The sequence below is a fragment of the Coprococcus sp. HPP0074 genome, from assembly GCF_964238105.1.
Taxonomy (GTDB): Bacteria; Bacillota; Clostridia; order Lachnospirales; family Lachnospiraceae; genus Faecalimonas; species Faecalimonas umbilicata.
The window spans coordinates 209903-233792 of record NZ_CAXSKS010000003.1 but is presented as its reverse complement, the minus strand read 5'-3'; the positions used below and the strand labels follow the sequence as shown (position 1 = coordinate 233792).

General features: G+C 44.7%; 19 protein-coding genes. 2 read left to right on the top strand and 17 right to left on the bottom strand.

What is annotated here, in order from left to right:
• Positions 1-83: 83 nt before the first annotated feature.
• From fusA to ACESPO_RS05470, 16 genes are all read right to left on the bottom strand, one after another.
• Positions 84-2201, bottom strand: a complete 2118-nt coding sequence (fusA, locus tag ACESPO_RS05545) for an elongation factor G (RefSeq protein ID WP_499788578.1) — start codon at positions 2199-2201, stop codon at positions 84-86.
• A 14-nt stretch (positions 2202-2215) separates the two neighbouring features.
• The gene (rpsG, locus tag ACESPO_RS05540; RefSeq protein ID WP_009263104.1) at positions 2216-2686 is read right to left on the bottom strand and encodes a 30S ribosomal protein S7; all 471 of its coding nucleotides are present in this window, start codon (positions 2684-2686) and stop codon (positions 2216-2218) included.
• Positions 2687-2866: 180 nt separating this feature from the next.
• Positions 2867-3289, bottom strand: coding sequence for a 30S ribosomal protein S12 (gene rpsL, locus ACESPO_RS05535; protein ID WP_009263105.1), 423 nt, complete (start codon positions 3287-3289; stop codon positions 2867-2869).
• A 214-nt stretch (positions 3290-3503) separates the two neighbouring features.
• Positions 3504-4430, bottom strand: a complete 927-nt coding sequence (locus ACESPO_RS05530; protein ID WP_499788575.1) for an AEC family transporter — start codon at positions 4428-4430, stop codon at positions 3504-3506.
• A gap of 1 nt (position 4431) precedes the next feature.
• Entirely contained in the window at positions 4432-5508 is a 1077-nt protein-coding gene (locus ACESPO_RS05525; protein WP_008976710.1) for a M24 family metallopeptidase, read from the bottom strand.
• A gap of 168 nt (positions 5509-5676) precedes the next feature.
• Positions 5677-5778 carry a FeoB-associated Cys-rich membrane protein gene (locus tag ACESPO_RS05520; protein WP_009263107.1) on the bottom strand — a complete coding sequence of 34 codons (102 nt, stop codon included), beginning with the start codon at positions 5776-5778 and terminating at the stop codon, positions 5677-5679.
• A 95-nt stretch (positions 5779-5873) separates the two neighbouring features.
• The gene (rpoC, locus tag ACESPO_RS05515; RefSeq protein WP_008976711.1) at positions 5874-9548 is read right to left on the bottom strand and encodes a DNA-directed RNA polymerase subunit beta'; all 3675 of its coding nucleotides are present in this window, start codon (positions 9546-9548) and stop codon (positions 5874-5876) included.
• Positions 9549-9566: 18 nt separating this feature from the next.
• Positions 9567-13415, bottom strand: a complete 3849-nt coding sequence (rpoB, locus tag ACESPO_RS05510) for a DNA-directed RNA polymerase subunit beta (RefSeq protein ID WP_008976712.1) — start codon at positions 13413-13415, stop codon at positions 9567-9569.
• A gap of 213 nt (positions 13416-13628) precedes the next feature.
• The gene (locus ACESPO_RS05505; protein WP_499788572.1) at positions 13629-14552 is read right to left on the bottom strand and encodes a dipeptidase; all 924 of its coding nucleotides are present in this window, start codon (positions 14550-14552) and stop codon (positions 13629-13631) included.
• A gap of 96 nt (positions 14553-14648) precedes the next feature.
• The gene (locus ACESPO_RS05500) at positions 14649-15704 is read right to left on the bottom strand and encodes a sulfate/molybdate ABC transporter ATP-binding protein (RefSeq protein ID WP_499788571.1); all 1056 of its coding nucleotides are present in this window, start codon (positions 15702-15704) and stop codon (positions 14649-14651) included.
• 1 nt (position 15705) lies between these two features.
• Positions 15706-16410, bottom strand: a complete 705-nt coding sequence (gene modB, locus ACESPO_RS05495; protein WP_009263111.1) for a molybdate ABC transporter permease subunit — start codon at positions 16408-16410, stop codon at positions 15706-15708.
• 29 nt (positions 16411-16439) lie between these two features.
• On the bottom strand, positions 16440-17396 hold the full coding sequence (gene modA, locus ACESPO_RS05490; protein WP_499788570.1) for a molybdate ABC transporter substrate-binding protein: 957 nt from the start codon (positions 17394-17396) through the stop codon (positions 16440-16442).
• A 24-nt stretch (positions 17397-17420) separates the two neighbouring features.
• A complete protein-coding gene (locus tag ACESPO_RS05485) occupies positions 17421-17861 on the bottom strand; it encodes an MOSC domain-containing protein (RefSeq protein WP_117577145.1) in 441 nt (146 codons plus the stop codon).
• A gap of 1 nt (position 17862) precedes the next feature.
• The gene (gene moaA, locus ACESPO_RS05480) at positions 17863-18861 is read right to left on the bottom strand and encodes a GTP 3',8-cyclase MoaA (protein WP_499788568.1); all 999 of its coding nucleotides are present in this window, start codon (positions 18859-18861) and stop codon (positions 17863-17865) included.
• Entirely contained in the window at positions 18862-19350 is a 489-nt protein-coding gene (gene moaC / locus ACESPO_RS05475) for a cyclic pyranopterin monophosphate synthase MoaC (RefSeq protein ID WP_390109427.1), read from the bottom strand.
• On the bottom strand, positions 19350-20378 hold the full coding sequence (locus ACESPO_RS05470) for a molybdopterin-binding protein (RefSeq protein ID WP_016439697.1): 1029 nt from the start codon (positions 20376-20378) through the stop codon (positions 19350-19352). Before ACESPO_RS05470 ends, moaC begins: the two co-directional genes overlap by 1 nt.
• A 91-nt stretch (positions 20379-20469) precedes the next feature.
• Here ACESPO_RS05470 and ACESPO_RS05465 point away from each other — a divergent pair, with 91 nt between their 5' ends.
• Both ACESPO_RS05465 and ACESPO_RS05460 read left to right on the top strand, forming a co-directional pair.
• Positions 20470-21420: an NTP transferase domain-containing protein gene (locus ACESPO_RS05465; protein WP_270196330.1), complete on the top strand. Its 951-nt coding sequence runs from the start codon at positions 20470-20472 to the stop codon at positions 21418-21420.
• A gap of 74 nt (positions 21421-21494) precedes the next feature.
• Positions 21495-22517 carry an XdhC family protein gene (locus ACESPO_RS05460; RefSeq protein WP_499788567.1) on the top strand — a complete coding sequence of 341 codons (1023 nt, stop codon included), beginning with the start codon at positions 21495-21497 and terminating at the stop codon, positions 22515-22517.
• A 36-nt stretch (positions 22518-22553) separates the two neighbouring features.
• Here the strand turns inward: ACESPO_RS05460 and ACESPO_RS05455 are convergent, their stop codons facing one another.
• Positions 22554-23618 (bottom strand): branched-chain amino acid aminotransferase, encoded by a 1065-nt coding sequence (locus ACESPO_RS05455; protein ID WP_270457924.1) that lies wholly within the window; start codon positions 23616-23618, stop codon positions 22554-22556.
• Between the last annotated feature and the right edge of the window lie 272 nt (positions 23619-23890).

The window sequence follows — 23890 nt, the reverse complement described above, 5'->3', positions numbered from 1 at the left end:
TTTTTATATCAAACAACCGAATCTGCCTAAGAAAATCTCAGAAGCCATATCCGGTTGTCAGATACGATATATTTTACGGTTGATTAAGCGTTTTTGTTAGATAACACTTTCTCCTGTACGTTCTTCGGAACTGGCTCGTACTTCTCAAAGAACATTGAGTAGTTACCACGTCCCTGTGTCTTAGAACGTAAGTCTGTAGAGTAACCAAACATCTCAGATAATGGAACATATGCACGAACGATCTTACCACCGCCGAGGTCGTCCATACCTTCGATACGTCCACGACGAGAGTTGATGTCACCGATAACATCTCCCATGTATTCTTCTGGCATTGTTACTTCTACCTTCATGATTGGTTCAAGTAAAACTGGTGCAGCTTTTGCCATAGCTTCTTTGAAAGCTAAAGATCCGGCAATGTGGAATGCCATTTCACTTGAATCGACTTCATGGTAAGAACCATCATATACAGTAGCTTTGATACCTACTACCGGGAATCCGCCAAGTGTACCAGACTTCATAGCTTCCTCGATACCTTCTCCAACCTTCGGGATGTATTCTTTCGGAATTGCACCACCGACAACTGTTGACTCGAAGAAGAATGTCTCTTCACCGTTGACGTCTGTTGGTTCAAATTTAACTTTACAGTGTCCGTACTGTCCACGTCCACCTGACTGTTTTGCATATTTGCTGTCTACATCAACTGCTTTTGTAAAGGATTCTTTGTAAGCAACCTGTGGTGCACCTACGTTTGCTTCTACTTTGAATTCACGAAGAAGTCTGTCTACGATGATTTCAAGGTGAAGCTCACCCATACCAGCGATGATTGTCTGACCAGTTTCCTGATCTGTATGAGCACGGAATGTCGGGTCTTCTTCTGCAAGTTTTGCTAAAGATTCACCTAATTTACCCTGAGAAGCTTTTGTCTTTGGTTCAATAGCTAACTCGATAACCGGCTCTGGGAATTCCATAGACTCAAGGATTACCGGGTGCTGCTCGTCACAGATTGTATCTCCAGTTGTAGAAAACTTAAATCCGATCGCTGCTGCGATATCTCCTGAGTATACTTTGTCAAGCTCTTCTCTCTTATTTGCATGCATCTGTAAGATACGTCCAACACGTTCTTTCTTACCTTTTGTTGCATTTAATACGTAAGAACCTGAGTTCATTGTTCCAGAGTAAACTCTGAAGTATGCTAACTTACCTACGAATGGGTCAGTCATAATCTTGAATACTAATGCTGAGAACGGTCCTTCATCAGATGATTCTCTTACAACATCGTTTCCGTCTTCATCAACACCCTGGATAGCAGGTACGTCAAGTGGTGAAGGCATGAATTCGATAACTGCATCAAGAAGTTTCTGAACACCTTTGTTTCTGTAAGCAGTACCACAGCATACCGGAACAGCATCACAGTTACATGTTCCTTTTCTTAAAGCTGCTTTTAATGCTTCTGTTGAAGGTTCTTCTCCTTCCAGGTATTCCATCATTAAGTCATCATCTAATTCACAGATTTTCTCAACTAATTCTGTACGGTAAAGCTCTGCGTCTTCTTTCATATCTTCCGGGATATCTGTGATGGAAATATCATCACCTTTATCATCGTTGTAGATATATGCTTTCATTTCAAATAAGTCGATGATTCCTTTGAATTCATCTTCTTTTCCGATTGGAAGCTGGATACAGATTGCGTTTTTACCTAATCTTGTTTTGATCTGTTCTACTGCTCCGTAGAAGTTTGCACCTAAGATGTCCATCTTGTTGATGAATGCCATTCTTGGTACGTTGTATGTGTCAGCCTGACGCCATACGTTTTCTGACTGAGGCTCTACTCCACCTTTTGCACAGAATACACCAACTGCACCGTCAAGTACACGGAGTGAACGCTCAACCTCTACTGTAAAGTCAACGTGTCCCGGAGTATCAATGATGTTGATACGGTGCTCTAACGCACCAGCTTTTGGCTTGCAGTTTTCCTGCAGTGTCCAGTGACATGTTGTAGCAGCTGAAGTGATTGTGATACCTCTTTCCTGCTCCTGAGCCATCCAGTCCATAGTAGCAGTACCTTCGTGAGTATCACCGATTTTGTGGTTAACACCAGTATAGTAAAGAATACGCTCAGTTGTTGTTGTTTTACCAGCATCAATATGAGCCATAATACCGATGTTTCTAGTTCTATCTAATGGATATTCTCTTCCAGCCAAGACTTTTTCCTCCCTTAGAATCTGTAATGAGCAAATGCTTTGTTAGCCTCTGCCATCTTGTGCATGTCTTCTTTCTTCTTCACTGATGCACCTGTGTTGTTAGCTGCATCTAAAAGTTCGTTTGCCAGTCTTTCTTCCATTGTCTTCTCTCCTCTTTTACGAGAATACAATGTGATCCAACGAAGTGCTAAAGCCTGTCTTCTGTCTGCTCTTACTTCGATCGGTACCTGATATGTTGCTCCACCAATACGTCTTGCTTTTACTTCAAGCACTGGCATAATGTTGTTCATTGCTTCTTCGAATACTTCAATCGCTGGTTTCTCAGCTTTTGCTTCGATTCTTTCAAATGCTCCGTATACAATCTTCTGAGCTACACCTTTCTTACCATCTAACATGATGTTGTTGATAAGCTTTGTAACCACTTTGTTATTGTATAATGGATCCGCTAATACGTCTCTTTTTTGAGTATGTCCTTTACGTGGCACGGTCCTTCCCTCCTTAATCATTGTTTTGAAATGTTCAAAATTACTTAATTAATTCATCGGTACTCACATGTGTCTTTCTAATGATAATGTGTTCGTGCGGGACTTACTATCTCTATCGATATAACCCGCAACCTACTGGAATCATAGTTCTGTTTGTGATACGATTTTTGTTACTGATTCTTATTTCTTTGCGTCTTTCGGTCTCTTAGCACCGTATTTAGAACGCGCCTGTCTTCTCTTAGCAACACCTGCTGTATCAAGTGTTCCTCTGACGATGTGGTATCTTGTACCTGGTAAGTCTTTTACTCTACCACCACGGATCAGAACAACGCTGTGTTCCTGAAGGTTGTGTCCTTCTCCTGGGATATAGCTTGTTACTTCGATACCGTTAGAAAGACGAACTCTGGCAATCTTTCTAAGAGCTGAGTTAGGCTTCTTAGGTGTAGCTGTTTTAACTGCTGTACACACACCTCTTTTCTGTGGTGCAGATGTGTCAGTTGCTTTCTTTTTTAAAGAGTTGTAACCTTTCTGAAGAGCTGGAGCTGTAGATTTCTTTACAGATGTCTGACGTCCTTTTCTTACTAACTGATTAAATGTTGGCATTCCTTTCACCTCCTATGATATTTCCTGTTCTTCTTTTCGCGAAGAACTCCTGGTTGCTGAGCTTTTATTCACTCTTTTTGTGCATAAAAAATATACATATTCCTATGCACGCTCTATTAGTCTATTACGATTTTCCCCAAATGTCAAGCACCCAGACAAAAAAAGCAAAAAAAAGTCGCAATCCTGCAAACTTTTTTCTGCTTTCCCTGCTTTTCTATAAAAACATGCACCAGATCGGCAACGTCACGAGTGACAGAAGCGTAGATACAAACAGCATTCCCGCAGCGCACTGTTCATCCCCGCCATGTTTTCCTGACAGAAGTACTGCTGTAATCGGTGTCGGCATCGCTGCAATGATCACTGTGATTCCCCGAAGAAGCGGATTGATCGGAAGTAGTGCCGTCAATCCAAACACAATCCCCGGCACAACAATCAGCCGGACAAATGTGTAAAAAGCAACGGACTTGGTCAAAAGTCCCTTCGGATTCATTTCGGCAAGCATCATCCCTACCAGCATCATACTGAGCGGTGTATTACAGCTGCTGATCCCCGAAATAGTATTTTCCAGAAAGGTCGGAAGGCTGATCCCGCTCCCCATCAGAATTGCCCCGGTATACACCGCCACAATGCAGGGATTGGTCATCACTTTTCGAAACAGGCTGCGTTTCCCTGCTTTTTCTTCCTGCCCGCTTCCTTTCATAAACACAGACATTCCAATCGTCCACATCACGATCCGGACAGGGATCATAAAAATAGATGCATAAAAAAGCCCGCTGCTTCCGTAAATCCCCTCAATAATTGGATTTCCGAGGAAACCGCCGTTTGACACGATCGTCCCATACCGAAGTGTCTTCTGCCTGTAATGCGGTTCTTTTCGGTAGCATACAAAACTCGTCACAATACTGACTACATTATATCCAATTGACAGGAACAATACGATTGCGCAGGAAACCATCATCCCCCAATCCCATTCCATAAAAAATGAATGAATAATATTAAACGGAAGTGTGACAAAAAGACAGAGGTCTACCATGTTCTTCCGCCCCTCTGTGCCCACAATCCCCTTTTTTCGGATGCAGAAACCAATGATCACAAGAAGAAAGATCATCAGCTGCATATTCAACATATTTTTTACTACCATCTTAGATAATTCTCAATGCTTTATCTGCTCGATTCAGCACTTCGCACCCTTCTTCTGTCACAAGAACAAGATCTTCGATACGGACTCCCACTTTCCCTTCAAGGTAAATGCCCGGCTCGATGGAGAAGATCATTCCCGGCTTCAACACGTTTTCATTCACAGAAGAAACATCCCCCGCCTCATGCACTTCTTGTCCGATGCAGTGTCCGGTGCGGTGTGTAAAATATGGTCCATAGCCTTTCTCTGTAATGTAATCTCGGGCTGCTTTGTCCACATCACAGAAACGCGCACCTGGTTTTACTGCCGCAATCGCCCTCAGATTTGCCTGAAGCACGGTATCATACACTTCTCTTGCCTGCTCAGAAGCCTCACCGATAAAGACGGTTCTCGTCATATCAGAGCAATATCCATCCTTCTTACAGCCAATATCAAGCACAACCGAATCTCCTGTTTTGCCGACACTGACCGTATCTGTCATATGATGTGGATCTGCCGCATTTGCCCCATAAGCACAGATTGGCTCAAAAGAATATCCTTCTGCACCCAGTTCCAGATAAATCTTCTGCAATTCTTCTGCCAACTCTTGTTCTGTCATTCCCTGATTCACAAGCGGTATCAGTCGCTCCACTGCCATATCATTCAGTCTGGAAGCTTCTTTCATTTTACAAATCTCATCTGCATCTTTGATCTGCCGAATATCGTCCAGTACAAAAGAAGCATTGACAAACGCACTTCCTGCTTCCAGTTCCATCAGACGAAGTAAAAATTTTGCGGGCCAAATCTTGTCCACTCCTACTTTTTTCTCTTTTTCCACATATCGTGCAAGGATTTCCACACTGTCCTCCACATCATCAAAATAGATGACATCCACTCCAACTTCTCCTTCCTGCGGGAAAAGTTTAGATAGGATCAGCTTGTGATCTCCATTCTGGTTCAGATACAGTACTAGCATCCTCTCTCCCGGCAGGATCATTCTTCCTGTCAGATAGTAGATCGATGCAGGATCTGCAACAATCATTTGTTCCAGTCCTGCGTCTTTCATCGCATTCAATACACGGTTCAGCTTATCTTGAAACATTTTTCTTCCTCCTGCTATCTCTTAATCTATTTCTGTCTGGTTCTCCTTTCACTGATAAATTCTCCCAGCAGAACCCTCTATTTTTATTATATTCTCTTCTTCTTTCTACTGTCAATTCTGATCTTTTCTGTCCGTCGGACAAATTCCGGCACAACCGCTGCAACCGCCTCATCCACATCCACTTTGTCCATTTCTTTTCTTTCGAAACTGCTGTCGGATAATCAAAACAACCAGCACAGCAACTCCAATTCCTATGATCCAGTCAACCATACATGTCTCCTTCTTCAAACCTCTTAGTGATATCCAGCAGAACGCCTTCCGCGCAGCAAAAGAGGGCAAGACTTTTTCAGCCTCACCCTCCTCTTTTATTCTTCTATCGAATTAAATAAATCCTCGACCAATACATCTTGTGCTTCCAGCTCTGCTACGCTTTCCTCAGATAATGTAAATGTCTCAAAGTCTTCTAAAGAAATTTCATCTTCCATTGCCATATCTGTATCCAGTTTTACATCACGGTATTTTCTCATACCTGTTCCTGCTGGAATGAGTTTACCGATCAATACGTTTTCTTTCACACCGATCAGATGGTCCACTTTACCTTTGATTGCCGCCTCTGTCAGGACTTTTGTTGTCTCCTGGAAGGAAGCTGCTGATAAGAAGGAATCTGTTGCAAGAGAAGCTTTTGTAATACCAAGCATTACCTGAACACCTGTTGCAGGCTCTTTTCCTTCTGCGATCATCTTCTCGTTCACATCGTCAAATTCAAGTACATTTACCATTGTTCCCGGTAAGAATTCTGTATCACCCTTTTCCTCGATGCGGATCTTCTTCAGCATCTGACGTACAATGACCTCGATATGCTTATCGTTGATTTCTACACCTTGGAGACGGTATACACGCTGTACCTCCTGGATCATGTAATCTTGTACTGCACGGAGTCCTTTGATTTTCAGAATATCGTGTGGGTTCACACTACCTTCTGTCAGCTCATCACCTGCTCCTAATACTGCTCCATCCTGCACTTTGATTCTGGAACCGTAAGGGATCAGATATGCTTTGGATTCTCCTGTCTCGTTGTTTGTCACAATGATCTCACGTTTCTTCTTAGTATCATGGATGGTTGCAACTCCACCAAATTCTGTGATGATTGCAAGACCCTTCGGCTTTCTTGCCTCAAAAAGCTCCTCGACACGAGGAAGACCCTGTGTGATATCGTCACCGGCAACACCACCGGTATGGAATGTACGCATCGTAAGCTGTGTACCCGGCTCACCGATTGACTGAGCAGCAATGATACCGACTGCTTCTCCAACCTGTACCGGCTCTCCCGTTGCCATGTTTGCACCGTAGCATTTTGCACAGATTCCGATGTGTGACTTACAAGAAAGAATCGTACGGATCTTCACTTCTGTAATCTCTCCGCCCTGTGCATTCACACCGTATTTCATGATGTTCTCTGCACGTTTCGGTGTAATCATATGATTTGCTTTTACAAGCACATTTCCATCTTTGTCACAGATAGTCTCGCAGGAATAACGTCCTGTGATACGTTCCTGTAAGCTTTCAATAACTTCGTTTCCATCCATGAATGCTCTTACATACATACCTGGAATCTCAGCGCCTTTTTCCACACAGTCTACTTCGCGGATAACAAGTTCCTGTGATACGTCAACAAGACGTCTTGTCAGGTATCCAGAGTCGGCTGTACGAAGCGCTGTATCAGAAAGTCCTTTACGAGCTCCATGGGCAGACATGAAGTATTCCAATACGTCAAGACCTTCACGGAAGTTTGACTTGATTGGGAGCTCGATCGTACGTCCTGTTGTATCGGCCATCAATCCACGCATACCTGCAAGCTGTTTGATCTGCTTGTCAGAACCACGGGCTCCGGAATCTGCCATCATGAAGATGTTATTGTATTTATCAAGTCCTGATAACAGTGCCTCTGTCAGCTTATCATCAGTCTCTTTCCATGTCTCTACAACTTCTTTGTAACGTTCTTCTTCTGTGATCAGACCACGCTTGAAGTTCTTTGTGATTCTATCCACAGTATCCTGTGCATTCTGAATCATCTCCGGCTTCTGCGGAGGCACTGTCATATCAGAAATCGAAACAGTCATCGCTGCTCTTGTAGAGTACTTATATCCTGTCGCCTTGATTAAGTCTAATACTTCGGCTGTCTTTGTTGCACCGTGTGTATTGATTACTTTTTCAAGAATCTGCTTATTCTGTTTCTTTCCTACATGGAAGTCTACTTCCAGAAGCAGTTCATTTCCCGGAATGCTTCTATCTACAAATCCAAGATCCTGTGGGATGATCTCGTTAAAGATAAATCTTCCCAGTGTAGATTCTACATTTCCAGTCTTCACTTCACCGTTTGGCATTGTCTTTGTAACACGCACTTTAATCTTAGAGTGAAGCGTGATCACGCCATTTTCATACGCGAGGATCGCCTCATTTAAGTTCTTAAAGTACTTTCCTTCTCCCTTTGCTCCCGGTCTTTCCTGTGTCAGGTAATAGATACCAAGTACCATATCCTGGGAAGGAACTGCTACCGGACCACCGTCTGAAGGTTTCAGAAGGTTATTTGGAGATAAGAGTAAGAAGCGGCACTCTGCCTGTGCTTCTACAGACAACGGAAGGTGAACAGCCATCTGGTCACCATCGAAGTCAGCGTTGAACGCTGTACATACAAGCGGATGAAGTTTGATTGCCTTACCTTCTACAAGAATCGGCTCAAATGCCTGAATACCAAGTCTGTGAAGAGTAGGGGCGCGGTTTAACATAACTGGATGCTCTTTGATCACGTCTTCTAAGACATCCCATACTTCCGGCTGTAATCTCTCAACCATTTTCTTTGCGTTTTTAATATTGTGAGCGGTACCGTTTGCTACAAGCTCTTTCATTACGAACGGCTTGAATAACTCGATCGCCATCTCTTTTGGAAGACCACACTGATAAATCTTCAGTTCCGGTCCTACAACGATAACGGAACGTCCAGAGTAGTCAACACGTTTTCCGAGCAGGTTCTGACGGAAACGTCCGGATTTACCTTTCAGCATATCGGAAAGTGATTTTAACGGTCTGTTTCCTGGTCCTGTTACCGGACGTCCGCGGCGTCCGTTATCAATCAGGGCGTCTACTGCTTCTTGAAGCATTCTCTTTTCATTGCGGACGATAATGTCAGGCGCACCTAACTCCAACAGTCTTCTCAGACGGTTGTTTCTGTTGATGATTCTTCTGTAAAGATCATTTAAGTCAGAAGTAGCAAAACGTCCACCATCAAGCTGTACCATCGGACGTAAATCCGGCGGAATAACCGGGATCACAGTCATGATCATCCATTCCGGTTTGTTTCCGGAATCACGGAACGCCTCTACAACTTCCAGACGCTTCACGATTCTTGCACGCTTCTGTCCAGTTGCTCCTTCTAATCCTGCCTGAAGCTCTACATATTCTTTCTCAAGATCGATTGCCTGAAGCAATTCCTGAATTGCTTCTGCTCCCATTCCGACACGGAAATTATTTCCCCATGCCTCTCTTGCATCCTGGTATTCCTGCTCAGATAACACCTGTTTGTACTGTAAGTTTGTCTCTCCCTTATCCAGTACGATATAGGAAGCAAAATACAATACTTTCTCAAGTGTTCTCGGAGAAAGATCAAGGATCAGTCCCATACGGCTCGGAATTCCTTTAAAATACCAGATGTGAGACACCGGAGCGGCAAGGTCAATATGACCCATACGCTCACGGCGGACACTCGCCTTTGTTACCTCTACACCACAGCGGTCGCAGACAACGCCTTTGTAGCGGATTTTTTTGTATTTTCCACAGTGGCATTCCCAGTCTTTGCTTGGTCCGAAAATTCTTTCGCAGAACAGACCGTCACGCTCTGGTTTTAATGTTCTATAGTTAATTGTCTCAGGTTTTGTAACTTCTCCCCTTGACCACTCTAAAATCTTCTCAGGTGATGCCAATCCAATTTTAATTGCATCAAACGTCATTGGCTGATATGATGTTTCATTATTTGTGGCTGTCATTTGTGGCACTCCCTTCTTCTATTCTTCGTCAAGAATTGCTTCAAAATCGATGTCATCAGTTGCATCAAAATCCGTCAGATCCTCCTCGATGTCCACAAGTTCTTCTCCGTCAAACTCCTGTTTGCTGAACCCGTGTTCCCCGTAAGATTCTTCTTCTGAATTATATCTTCTGTCTCCTTCGATGATTGAATGTAAATCCGTCTCACCGTAATCGATCGTCTCCATGATCTCTACTTCTGTCTGGTCTTCTCTGAGTACTCTGACATCAAGTCCAAGTGACTGAAGTTCTTTTAAGAGTACTTTAAAGGATTCCGGAATTCCTGGTTCTGGGATGTTATCTCCCTTGATGATCGCCTCGTATGTCTTCACACGGCCGACAACGTCATCTGATTTTACAGTTAAGATTTCCTGAAGTGTGTAAGATGCACCGTATGCCTCCAGTGCCCAAACTTCCATCTCACCGAATCTCTGTCCACCGAACTGTGCCTTACCACCTAATGGCTGCTGTGTTACCAGTGAGTAAGGACCAGTAGAACGTGCATGGATCTTATCGTCTACCAAGTGATGCAGCTTCAGATAGTGCATGTGTCCGATCGTAACCGGGCTGTCAAAATATTCTCCGGTTCTACCGTCGCGGAGACGAACTTTACCGTCTCTTGAGAGCGGAACACCTTTCCAGAGTTTTCTGTGTTCTCTGTTGTCTGACAGATACTGCATAACTTCCGGCAGCAACTCTTCTTTATGTTTCTGTTCAAATTCTTCCCACTCAAGATTTACATAATCATTTGCAAGATCCAGAGTGTCCATAATATCATTTTCGTTTGCACCGTCGAATACCGGCGTTGCAATGTTAAATCCTAATGCTTTCGCAGCAAGACTTAAGTGAATTTCAAGTACCTGTCCGATGTTCATACGTGAAGGCACACCAAGTGGGTTCAGCACGATGTCAAGCGGACGTCCGTTTGGAAGGAACGGCATATCTTCTACTGGAAGTACACGGGAAACAACACCCTTGTTACCATGACGTCCGGCCATTTTATCACCGACAGAGATTTTTCTCTTCTGTGCAATGTAAATGCGGACTGCCTGGTTCACTCCAGGAGATAACTCATCACCATTTTCTCTTGTAAATACTTTTGCATCTACTACGATACCGTATTCTCCATGAGGTACTTTCAGGGAAGTATCTCTTACTTCTCTCGCCTTTTCTCCGAAGATTGCACGGAGCAGTCTCTCTTCTGCTGTCAGTTCTGTCTCTCCCTTCGGAGTTACTTTTCCGACAAGAATATCTCCTGCGCGCACCTCTGCACCGATGCGGATGATACCTCTCTCGTCAAGATCCTTGAGTGCATCATCTCCAACACCTGGAATGTCGCGTGTGATTTCTTCCGGTCCTAACTTCGTATCACGAGCTTCTGCCTCGTATTCTTCGATATGTACAGATGTGTAAACATCATCCTGTACAAGTCTTTCACTCAGAAGTACAGCATCCTCGTAGTTGTATCCTTCCCATGTCATGAAACCGATCAGTGGGTTCTTACCAAGGGCCATCTCTCCGTTTGATGTGGATGGTCCATCTGCGATTACCTGACCTGCTTCTACTTTTTCTCCTTTGACTACGATCGGTCTCTGGTTGTAGCAGTTGCTCTGGTTACTGCGAAGGAATTTTGTCAATTTATATGTTTTCTTTGTTCCATCTTCATGTCTGATCGTAATCTCTTTTGATGTAGAGCGCTCCACAGTTCCTGCCTGCTCTGCAACAACACATACCCCAGAATCGACAGCGGCTTTCACTTCCATACCTGTTCCGACTACCGGCGCTTCTGTTGTAAGAAGCGGCACTGCCTGACGCTGCATGTTGGATCCCATCAGCGCACGGTTGGCATCATCGTTTTCCAGGAAAGGAATAAGTGCTGTCGCTACTGAGAACACCATCTTCGGAGAAACGTCCATGTAATCGAACATCTTTCTCTCGTACTCCTGTGTCTCTTCACGGTAACGACCGGAAACATTTTTGTGAAGGAAGTGTCCTTCTTCATCCAAAGGCTCATTCGCCTGTGCTACATGGTAGTTATCTTCTTCATCTGCTGTCATGTAGATAACTTCTTCTGTGACAACCGGGTTCGCCGGATCTGTCTTATCAATCTTACGATACGGAGCCTCGATAAATCCGTATTCGTTAATTCTCGCATAAGTTGCAAGAGAGTTGATCAAACCGATGTTCGGACCTTCAGGAGTCTCGATCGGACACATTCTTCCATAATGAGAATAGTGAACGTCACGCACCTCGAATCCGGCTCTGTCTCGTGACAGACCACCTGGTCCAAGTGCAGAGAGACGTCTCTTATGTGTCAGCTCACCAAGCGGGTTGTTCTGATCCATGAACTGTGAGAGCTGTGAAGAACCGAAGAATTCTTTCACTGCTGCCGTTACAGGCTTGATATTGATCAGAGACTGTGGAGAAATACCATCCAGATCCTGTGTAGTCATTCTCTCACGAACAACTCTCTCCAGTCTGGAAAGACCGATTCTGTACTGGTTCTGTAACAGTTCTCCAACCGCACGGATACGTCTGTTTCCTAAGTGGTCGATATCATCGTCTGTTCCAAGTCCATACTCTAAGTGAATATTGTAGTTAATGGAAGCAAGAATATCTTCCTTTGTAATATGTTTCGGAATCAACTCATTGATGTTCTTGCGGATTGCATCTTTGAGTTCTTCTACATCTCCTGCAGTTTCCTCCAAAAGGCCTGCCAGTACCGGATAGAAGACTGCCTCTGTCACTCCAACTTCCTTTGGATCGATATCTACGATCGCCTTTAAATCTACCATCATATTGGAAAGAACTTTGATCTTACGTTCTTCTCCCTGTACCCATACATATGGAACTGCTGCATTCTGGATTGCTTCTGCAAGTTCCCTTGTAATGAGCTGTCCTTCCTCTACAAGCACTTCACCTGTCAGAGGGCTTACAACTGTCTCTGCCGCTTTCTGTCCGGAAATACGGTTCTTCAGTGCAAGTTTTTTATTGAATTTATAACGTCCAACCTTTGCAAGGTCATAGCGTCTCGCGTCAAAGAACATGCTTGTGATAAGGCTCTCTGCACTGTCTACTGCAAGAGGTTCACCCGGACGGATCTTCTTATATAATTCCAGAAGACCTTCTTGATAATTCTCAGCCGTATCTTTTCCAAAGCTTGCAAGAATCTTCGGCTCTTCTCCGAATAATTCAATAATTTCTGCATTCGTACCAAATCCAAGTGCACGAATCAGCACTGTGATCGGTACCTTTCTTGTTCTGTCTACACGAACATAAAAAACGTCATTGGAGTCTGTCTCATACTCCAGCCATGCCCCACGGTTAGGGATAACTGTTGATGAAAATAATTCTTTCCCGATTTTGTCATGGGCAATCGCATAATAAATTCCAGGGGAACGAACTAACTGGCTTACGATAACACGCTCAGCACCATTGATTACAAAAGTACCGGTCGCTGTCATGAGCGGCAGATCTCCCATAAAGATTTCATGCTCGTTGATCTCATCTTTTTCCTTATTATAAAGTCTTACTCTGACTTTCAGCGGTGCTGCATAAGTTGCATCACGCTCTTTACATTCCTCGATCGTATACTTCACATCATCTTCGCATAATGTAAAGTCTACAAACTCCAGACTCAAGTGACCGCTGTAATCAGCAATCGGAGAGATATCGCGGAATACTTCTTTTAATCCCTCATCCAGAAACCACTGGTAAGAATCCTTCTGGACTTCGATCAAGTTCGGCATCTGCAATACTTCTTTTTGTCTAGAATAGCTCATACGGGAACTTTTTCCATTTGTGATGGGACGAATTCTATTTTTCTCCATTGACGTTTCACTCCTTGTATATTTATTTGGTTGCGTTGTATTTTCCTTGAATATACAATGAAAACAAGCATTTATGAGTGTTTTCATATGCGCACTACGGGCATTATTATCCACAATAGCGCATTTTTAACTGTATCATGAAAACTTTCTGTTGTCAAGTGTTTTTTTCAGCAATTTAAAAAGGGCAGGACTTTTCCCACCCTGCACATCCCTCTATACATTTTCTCTGAAAAATCGCTCTGCATTTTCAAAAAAGATTTTATCTACTACCGCTTCTTTGATCCCTCTTTTTAACATCTTCTCTGCAAGTTCTGCATATTTCACAGGCGTATTTAACGACAAATGGATATTCGCTCCATCGAAATCACTTCCACATGCGATCACATTTTCCCCACCCAGCTCCAACATGCGGTCAATATGCCGATACACATCCTCCTCTTTCCCCTCTCCTGTATCACTTAAAAACGTTTGATGAAGATTGATCCCTACCAATCCTCCTCGTATAACCATTTCACAAAACTGTTCTTCTTTCAAGTTTCTCGGATGCGAACAGATTGACCGTAAATTCGAGTGAGTTGCAACAAACGGACGCGCAGCCACTTCACAGACTTCATCAAATCCTCGATCATTTAAATGAGAGACATCTACGATCATTCTCCTCTCTTCCATTTTTCTGATCACTTCTTTTCCAAACGGCGTAAGCCCTTCCCCGGTATCATGTCCTGACCCAAGCTCATTTTTTCCATTCCAGACAAGCGTCATGATTTTTACGCCGCTCTCCGCCAGATCATCTATACGTTCTATCCTTCCTCCAAGCGCCGCACCACTTTCTACCGCCAAAATTACCGCGCACTTTCCTTGCCCGGTAATCCGTCTGATATCTGCTCCACAGTTGATTTTTTCCACAACTTCTGCCTGTCTCTGCAAAAGCTGATCCAAATATTCTTTGTACTTGAGAAAATATGCAAATGCATCCTCTCCTCGGACTTGATCCGGAATAAAAATCGCCATCGTTTGGCAAAAGCACCTGAACTTTTCCAGCTCACATAATGAGAACTGTGTTTCCGGGCAGAAAAAATCTGCCTTTTTCTCTCCCAAGGTAACAAGTGTATCACAATGTAAGTCAAATAACTTCATATTTCTTTCTCCCATTTTTCAAAATTTCTTTCCATATGCTTCTTTCTGCTATCATACGCTTTTTCTAGCATATTTTCTACTCTTTCCGGAAACTTCCTACTCTCTCTCCAAAAACAATATATGCTCTCTCTTCAGATGCAGCCACTTCGGCACACCTTTTTCCCAAACATCCCAGAGTTTCTTGGAAACTTTCCACACAACTGGAGTTTTTGCACGTTCCGATGTGAAAAACTGTACATGATACTCAAATAAATCCTCTTTCACTTCCGGTTTGTAAACCGGAAATACAAGTTCACCGTCCGACTCTGTACGCTCTGTTGTAAATTCATGCGCCCGGATCCCGATTGCCTGTGCATCGCCTACGTTTCCCATTCCAGCAGGAATCACCATATCCCATCCCGGCACATACAGGTGTTTCCCGTCTTTCCATACAATCTCTTCAATATTTTTACATCCGGTCAGCTTCGCTGCAGCTACTTTCTGCGGATGCTCAAACAACTCTTTGACCGTTTTTTGGATAACAGCTTTTCCGCCATCCATCACCAGTACTTCTTCACTAAAACGATAAATTTCATCCCGACTGTGCGAAACCAAAATAACAGTGCCCGGATAATCTTGAAGCAGTTCCAGACATTCTCTCTGTGTCTGTTCCTTCAAATAACTGTCCAATGCTGAAAAAGGCTCATCCAACAGAATCATATCCGGCTCATAAATCATGATCCTCGCAAGCGCCGTCCGCTGCTGCTGGCCTCCTGACAACTGCCCCGGAAGTTTTTTTTCCAGTCCCTGCAAGGAAAATCGGTCAATCATGTCCCGCACTTTTTTTTCTTTTTCCTTTTTTCCACAACGAAGTGCAATCCCAATATTCTTTTCCACAGTTATCATCGGGAAAAGTGCGTAATTCTGAAACAAGTAACCGACATTTCGCTCCTGCGGCGGCATCCATATTTTTTTTGCAGAATCAAAAAAGACCTTCCCCGCGGATTCTATCTTCCCGGTTTCAGGTCTTTCAATCCCTGCAATGCTTTTTAGTGTAAGACTCTTTCCACATCCAGATGCTCCGAGGATCCCGATTCTTCTACTTTCCGACTGAAACTGCACATCCAGCTTAAAATCATCAAATTCTCTATGTATCCTTACTTCTATCGCCATACTACCACCTCTTGATATGTCTCATCCGTCTTCCAAGCAAAAGATTCAACACGAAGATCATTCCAAACGCGATCACCATCACGATCCCTACCCATACACCTGCCGTCAGATAATCACCATCCTGAATGACCATCGCGATCTTCTGGGAGATCGTTCCCGTCTTTCCCGGAATATTTCCCGCCAGCATCGAAGTCGCCCCATATTCTCCGAGCGCCCGGGCAAATGCCAGTATCGTTCCCGCTGTAACTCCTGGACCTGCGGTCGGCATAACTACCGTCCAGAAAATACGAAACTCTGACATTCCAAGTGTCCGCGCCGCATGGATTAGATTGATATCGATCTGCTCAAATGCCGCCCGTGCATTCCGATACATCAGCGGGAATGCAATCACCGTCGCAGCGATCACACATCCGGCCCAGGACTGTACGACCTTGATATCAAAATTGCCATATAGAAATGCCCCAAACGGCCGCCGCACACTGAATATGAGCAGCAGGAAAAAACCTGCAACCGTGGGAGGAAGTACCATCGGAAGTGTCAGTATACCATCCAGAACCGCTTTTAGTCTCGGTCCCGCCTGAACAGATTTTCTAGCCGCGTAGATTCCTAAAAAGAACGAGATTACTGTCGCAACCACACCGGTTTTCATAGAAATCCAAAGCGGACTCCAGTCCAGTTCTGCCATGATCCTTCTGACTTCTTCCATGTTTCCTTCCTCCTAATACGATACTCTCTCTATTCTACCTGTGTATCAAAATAATAACTTTCAAAAATCGCTTTTGCTTCGTCTGAGACGACATATTCTAAAAACTCTGCAGCCGCTTCTTTCTGTGCATCATCCGCTTCCTTATTTTCCACCTGACAGATTGGATAAATGACATTTCCCGTCAGATCATAACTGACTGTCTGAAGTACCTTTACCTGATCCTCATAGCCGTGTGTATCTGAATAGTAAGTTGTCCCAACCTCACAGGAACCTTCTGTGACAGCGATCAGAACTTTGCTGACATTATCCTGCTCGCTGATTTCCACGCCTCCGAGTGCTTTTGACACTTCCTCTGTCCGAATCTTTGATACATCCTCTGTCTCCGGAAGGATCCCAAGGCTGACAAGCGCTTCTCTTGTATACTTTCCAACCGGTACACTTCCCCTGGCAAGGGCAATGCTCTTTGCCTTGTCCAGATCTTCCAGTCCGGTAACCTCGGTACCGCTGTCCTTTCTTGTAAGAAGGACAACCTGATTGTTCACTACATTTTTTCTTGTCCCATCCACAATCAGCCCGTCTGCCTCAAGCTGATCCATTTGCTTTTGCGCTGCGGAGAAAAAGATATCGCATTCGTATCCTTCCTCAATCTGTGTGAGAAGTGTCCCCGAACTATCCGCATTGTAGGTGATCTTCACTTCCGGATGCTCCTTCTCATAATTTTCTGCCAGTTCTGTCATGACCGTATTCAGACTCGCAGCGATAAATACCTGGATCTCCGTCTCTTCTTTCTTGCCGGGATCTGCTTTCCCCTTTTTCTGTGTTGCTTTTGCTTCTGCTTGTTTCCCCTGCGGTTCCGTCTTTTCATTTTTTCCGGCACAGCCGGTCAGCCCAACCGCACTTCCGCTCAAAAGGCATCCTGCCAGCAATAGGGCGCCTGCCCGTCTCCATGTTTTCTTTCCGCTTCCCACCATTTTCCTCAGATGCATCGAATCCACCTTTTCCCTTCTCTTTTATTCACTTTGCTCCAGCAGCCTGATCTCATCTCCGACTTTAATATGTCCTCCGTGGATCACCTGCGCAAACACGCCTTCTCTTGGCATGATACAGTCCCCCATTTTCTGAAAGATCTGGCAATGACTGTGACATTCTTTCCCAATCTGTGTCATCTCCAAGATCACTTCACCAATCTGGAAGCGCGAACCAACCGGAAGATTTTTAAAATCGTACCCTTCCGCGATAATATTTTCTCCGAATGCGCCAAATTCCACATCCGCCCCTCGCTCACGAAATTCCTGAATGCGCTCCAACGAAAGCAGACTGATCTGACGGTGCCATTTCCCCCCGTGTGCATCGCCAACAATCCCCCAGTCTACTTCAATATCTGCTTCCTGCACTTCGCTTTTTTGAATTCCTCTGATATCGCTTGTACAGATTCCCCTGATGATTCCCATATTATCCTCCTATCCGGGACATTTCCCGCTTTTCTGTGATTTCCTCTTTCTTTTCAAAACAATGTGCTTCCGGTTTCTCTGAAATTGCTTGTGCAAGCAACCGCCTCACTTTCTGCGGCTGATGGTTTCTGATCGCCTCTTTTATTGAAATCCCGGTATCATAACACAGGCATGGCTTTATGAAGCCTTCCGCTGTCATTCGTATCCGATTGCAGCTGTCACAGAATTTTCCGTGCAATGCGCTAATAAATCCAACACTTCCCTGGAATCCCGGTATCTGGTAGTACACTGCCGGTCCATTGCCATGCCCAGAAAATGCTCCTCGCCCACCGCTCTGCTGCTTCTTTGCTTCTTCTGTCATTTCGCCATATTTTCCACGGATCTTTTCCAACAACTCCTGATTGGAAACAGATGCCTTCCTGCTGCCGTGCCCAATCGGCATCATCTCAATAAACCGTATATCGATCGGTGTTTCCTTTGCAATCTGGAGCAACGCTTCCCATTCTCCCTCATTGACGCCCTTTTGAAGTACCGTGTTGATCTTGACTTTCAGTCCAAGCGCATGTGCGGTACGGATTCCTTCCAGCACATCCTTTAGCCTGTCATATCCGGTGATCTCCGCAAATTTTTCTGCGCACAGCGTATCCAGACTTACATTGACGCCGTCGAGCCCCGCTTCTTTTAATTCTTTCGCATACACTGCAAGGAGAATCCCGTTTGTCGTCAACGTCACCTGCTCTGTGTGCGGAAGTGCTTTCAGCATATGGATCAGTTCGATGCAGCCTTTCCGCACAAGCGGTTCCCCTCCGGTCACTTTAAATTTTGTGATTCCAAGTTCCGAAGCAATCTGGCAGACTTCTGCAATCTCTTCCAGTGTAAGGATCTGCTCCATCGGAATGCTTTTGATCCCATCCGGCATGCAATAGCGACATCTCAGATTGCATCGGTCCGTGATGGAAATCCGCATATAATCAATGACTCTTCCATACGAATCTTTCACCTATTCGTCCTCGCTTTCCAAAATAAGTGTCCCACTCTTGCCCCCGGTCTTTCTGCACAGCCGGATATCGGAAATACGCATTGCCTTATCCACCGCCTTACACATATCATAGATTGTAAGCAGCGCGATATTAACTCCCGTCAGCGCCTCCATCTCCACGCCGGTTTTAGCGACCGTCTTTGCCGTGCACGCCGCCTCGATCGCGCAGCTTTCCTCCAGATATGTGAATGTGATTTCCGCTTTAGAAAGATTTAAAATATGGCAGAGCGGAATCAGCTCAGATGTCTTTTTGGCTCCCATGATCCCGGCAATCCTTGCAACACCGAGGACATCACCCTTCTTCATTTCTCCTGCTTTAACAAGCGCAAAACATTCCGGACTCATATAGATCTTTCCTTTCGCTGTCGCTTCGCGCTGTGTTTCCTGCTTCTCGCTGACATCGACCATCACAGCATGGCCACTCGCATCAAAATGTGTAAATCCGCTCATTAATATCCTCCTTTTCCGAATCCGCAGTTTGGAAATGTACAGACCGGGCAGGACAGACAGAGCCCGCCTTCTCCAAGTGCGTAAAATTCTTCTGCCTTGATCTTCTCTCCTGCCAGAAGCCTCGGAAGCACCAGATCAAAGATGGTCCGTTTCGCATACATCACGCAGCCCGGCAATCCGACAACCGGTCTTTCTCCCTCATAGTAGGCGAGAAGAAACATCGCTCCCGGCAGCACCGGCGCTCCGTAAGTGACGATCTCTGCGCCTGTGTTTTTAATCGCAAGCGGCGTGCGGTCATCCGGATCGACGCTCATCCCCCCAGTACAGATGACCATATCCATCCCGGCATCCAGCATCGCCCGGATCACAGCTGTGATCTGTTCATGGTCATCGCTGCAGATCTCATGCATTGCCACTTCCATGCCATATTCTGCCAGCTTCTCCTTGATCACCGGTGAAAATTTATCCTGAATTCTCCTCTTGTAGACTTCACTTCCAGTCGTCACAAGCCCGATCTTCTTCTGCACATACGGAAGAATGGAAAAAATCGGTCCGCCTTCTGTCACTTGTTTTGCCCGCTCCATCTTTTCCTTCTCGATCACAAGCGGAATAATCCTTGTCCCTGCAATCTTCTCCCCGGCCTTGACCGGAAAATCTCCATGTCTTGCAGCAATCATCATCTGTCCAAGACTGTTGACTGCAAAAAGCTTCTCTCTGTCAATCTTCAGCACGCCGTCACAGTCTGCAATCAGTTCGATCTTCCCTTCTTTTACCTCCGAGCCATGCATCGCTTCCCCTTTGCAAATCTCGTATAGAACCTCTGCTGCCTCATTTTCATGAAGCATCGTATCATCATTTTCCCACACATAAATATGTTCTTTTCCGACACTTAACAGTACGGGGATATCTTCCTCTTTGATCACATGCCCCTTTCGGAACACGGCATCTTTTACGATACCCGGAATGATCTGTGTGATATCATGGCACAAAATCTGTCCGACTGCCTCTTCTGTTTTACATAATTTCAATTTTCTCACTCCGTTCGTTATGTTTTTATTTACATATCGAAATACATCATATATAATTTTCTTAGAAATTACAAGGAGTTTTTGAGACTTTATGAAAACAGGTGCGATTATTTTAGCGGCAAAGAGAGGGAAGCAGGACAGCACTTTCCTTCCACTTTTGGAACTGGATCACGTCTCTGTCATCCGCCGTGTGATCCTGGCTCTAAAACGGGCAGGAATTTCCCCAATTACCGTGATCACCGGAGAAGAAGCCGACCAGGTGGAAAAAGAAATATCCGGGCTGCAGACGATCTGTCTGTACAGTCCTCAGTATGAAACACTCTCTATGTTTGACCAAATCTGTACCGGGCTTAACTACATGGAGGATCTCTGCGACAGCGTATTTATCCTCCCTGCCAAATATCCGATCCTTCTGTCACAGACACTGGAGACCATGCTGTCTGAGGATGCCCCCTGCGTCCGCCCGGTCTTTGAAGGTCACCGGGGCCATCCGATCCTGCTCCGGGAAGAATTATTTTCAGAAATACTGACATACACCGGCGAAAACGGACTGCGCGGTGCGTTGCGCCAACCGTCTATCGCCGCCCGCACAGCAGAAGTTTCCGTCAGCGATTCCGGCATCATTTTATCCGCAGACACCGTAGATTCCGATACTGAACGCTTCAATAAAAATGAGACACTTCCAATCTACGCCGTCGGAGAATTTCAGCTTTGCCGAGAAATCCCATTTTTCACATCCGAGACAGCCCGGTTTTTGATGCTGATCGAGCATACCGGTTCCATGCAGACCGCGTGCCGGCATATGCAAATTTCTTACAGCAAAGGCTGGAAGACGATCAAGTCCGTGGAAAGTCATCTCGGCTTTTCTCTGCTGCACACAAAAACAGGCGGGGGCGGGGGCGGTTCCTCCTCTCTCACAAAAGAGGGAACGGTATTTTTACAGAATTATCTGCGCGCAGAAGAACAGCTTTCTGCCTATGCCTCAGAACTGTTTCAAGAAATTTTTACCGGACAAAAAACACCTCTTAAAAACCTAGATTAGAGGAAAAGATTCCTAATTAAAAATTTAGATTGGGGAAAAAGATTAACTATTAAAAATTTAGATTGGAGAATCTTATGAAAACTATGAAAGAACTTTTCGAAATCCTTTTAGAACATGGAGAATCCGAAAATGACTGTATGATCGTGACTGTGACAAAAAGCTCCGGCTCTGCTCCCCGCGGCGCCGGCTCCCGCATGATCGTCCTCGCTGACGGAACGTCCCACGGAACGATTGGCGGAGGCTCCATTGAATACGAAGCAACAAAGCAGGCGCTTCTCGGGATCCAAGAGCAGACTTCCTTTTTGAAAGACTTTGTCTTAAGACCAAATGATGCTGCCGATCTCGGAATGGTTTGCGGCGGTCAGGTCACTGCCTATTTTCAATATGTCTCCCATGAGAATACAGTCTTTTTAGATCAGTGCCGTTCACTGCTCGCCAACTGGGATCAGGCAAAACAACTCTGGCTCCTCCTCGATCTGACGGAAGAATCCAACTGGACCTTCCAGTATATGACCGATACCATAGACGCCTCACTGCGCAATTTGACAGATTCTGGATATGCACTTCCAGAAGAGCCGTCCGAATATAGTATTGCCGGCAGGCATTATTACATCGAACCCCTCATCAAAGCCGGAACTGTCTATATCTTTGGAGGCGGACATGTGGCGCAGGAACTTGTTCCGGTACTGACACATTTGGATTTTCGCTGTGTCGTCTTCGATGACCGAAAAGAATTTGCCAACCCAGAACTATTCCCTTCTGCCTGCCGCTGCATCACTGGAAACTTTGAGCAGCTGTCAGATCTGATCGACTTTCATCCGGAAGACTATGTCTGCATTATGACTCGCGGACATCTCTGTGACTACATTGTCCAAAAACAAGTGATGCAGACACCCGTCTCCTACATCGGCATCATGGGAAGCCGACGAAAATGCGAGACACTCCGCGAAAAACTTCTGGCTGACGGATTTACCAAGGAAGAGATTAACCGCTGCAAGTCCCCGATCGGGCTCTCCATCGGCGCGGAGACTCCTGCCGAGATTGCAGTCAGCATCGCAGGCGAACTGATCGCAACACGTGCAAATAACCCGCTTTAATATTATGCTCTAAAAAATTTGGACGTATGAACGACACTATTTCACTTCATACGTCCAGTGGAAGCAATCTTCTAATTTCCCCCACTGGATTCCGGTCAATGTATCATATAACCGCTGTGTGATTTCTCCGGTTTGAAAGTCATTGATGGTAATACTTTCCCCTTTATAATTTAATTTGCCGATTGGGGAAATGACAGCTGCTGTCCCGGTTCCAAAAGCTTCCTGCAGCTTTCCGTTTCTTCCTGCTTCCATTAATTCATCAATTGACAAATGACGCTCTTCTACGACATATCCCCAGGATTTTAACAATTGGATCACAGAATCACGAGTGACTCCCGGTAAAACCGTTCCATCACACGGTGCAGTCACAATTTTTTCATCGATGATAAACATCGCATTCATCGTCCCTACTTCTTCTACATATTTTCTTTCTACTCCATCAAGCCACAATACTTGCGTATACCCTAACTTTTCCGCTTTCACCTGAGCCGCTATACTTGCAGCATAGTTTCCACCACACTTTGCAAATCCTGTACCGCCTTTCGTAGCACGCACGTATTCATCTTCTACATAAATTTTAACCGGATTCACTCCCTCCGGGTAATATGCCCCAACCGGCGAGAGAATGATCATAAATTTATATGCATTGCTTGGGTGTACTCCCACCGCACGTTCCGTTGCAAACATAAACGGGCGAATGTAAAGAGAAGTTCCTTCCGCCGTTGGGATCCAGTCTTTTTCATAAGAGACTAAAGTAGCAATCGCATCCACAAACAGTTCTTCCGGCAATACTTCCATACAAAGACGGCGGTTGGAATTTGCAAACCTTTTCGCATTCATTTCTGGTCTGAATAAAAGTAGCTTTCCTTCTTTTGTCCTATATGCTTTTAATCCCTCAAAGGTTTCCTGCGCATAATGTAAAACCATTGTTGCCGGATCCAGTGAAACTGGTCCATAAGGCTCAATCGTTGCATTATGCCAGCCTTTTTCTTTCGTCCAGTCCATCGTAAACATATAGTCTGTAAAATATTTTCCAAAGCCTAACGCATTCTCATCCGGCTTTTCTTTTAATTGTTCTGCGGGTATAAATTTTACTTCCATTGTAACTCCTCCTAAAATTATTTAGTTATCAGATTACACCTTTTTCCTCTTTTTTGTCAATAACCGTTTGACATTTCTTTGTATTTTCTCAATATGTAGTTCAATTTAATTTTATTCAAAAAAATAATTGACATCTAGTATTTTTTCTTGTAATATATACGCAACGCATGAATACAAATACAATATCAAGATAACTTTTTTCCTGCTTTTTCTTCACAAAAGCTTTCAGCACTGGGATAAAGCAAGAAATAGGCCAAAAGTTACACTGTATT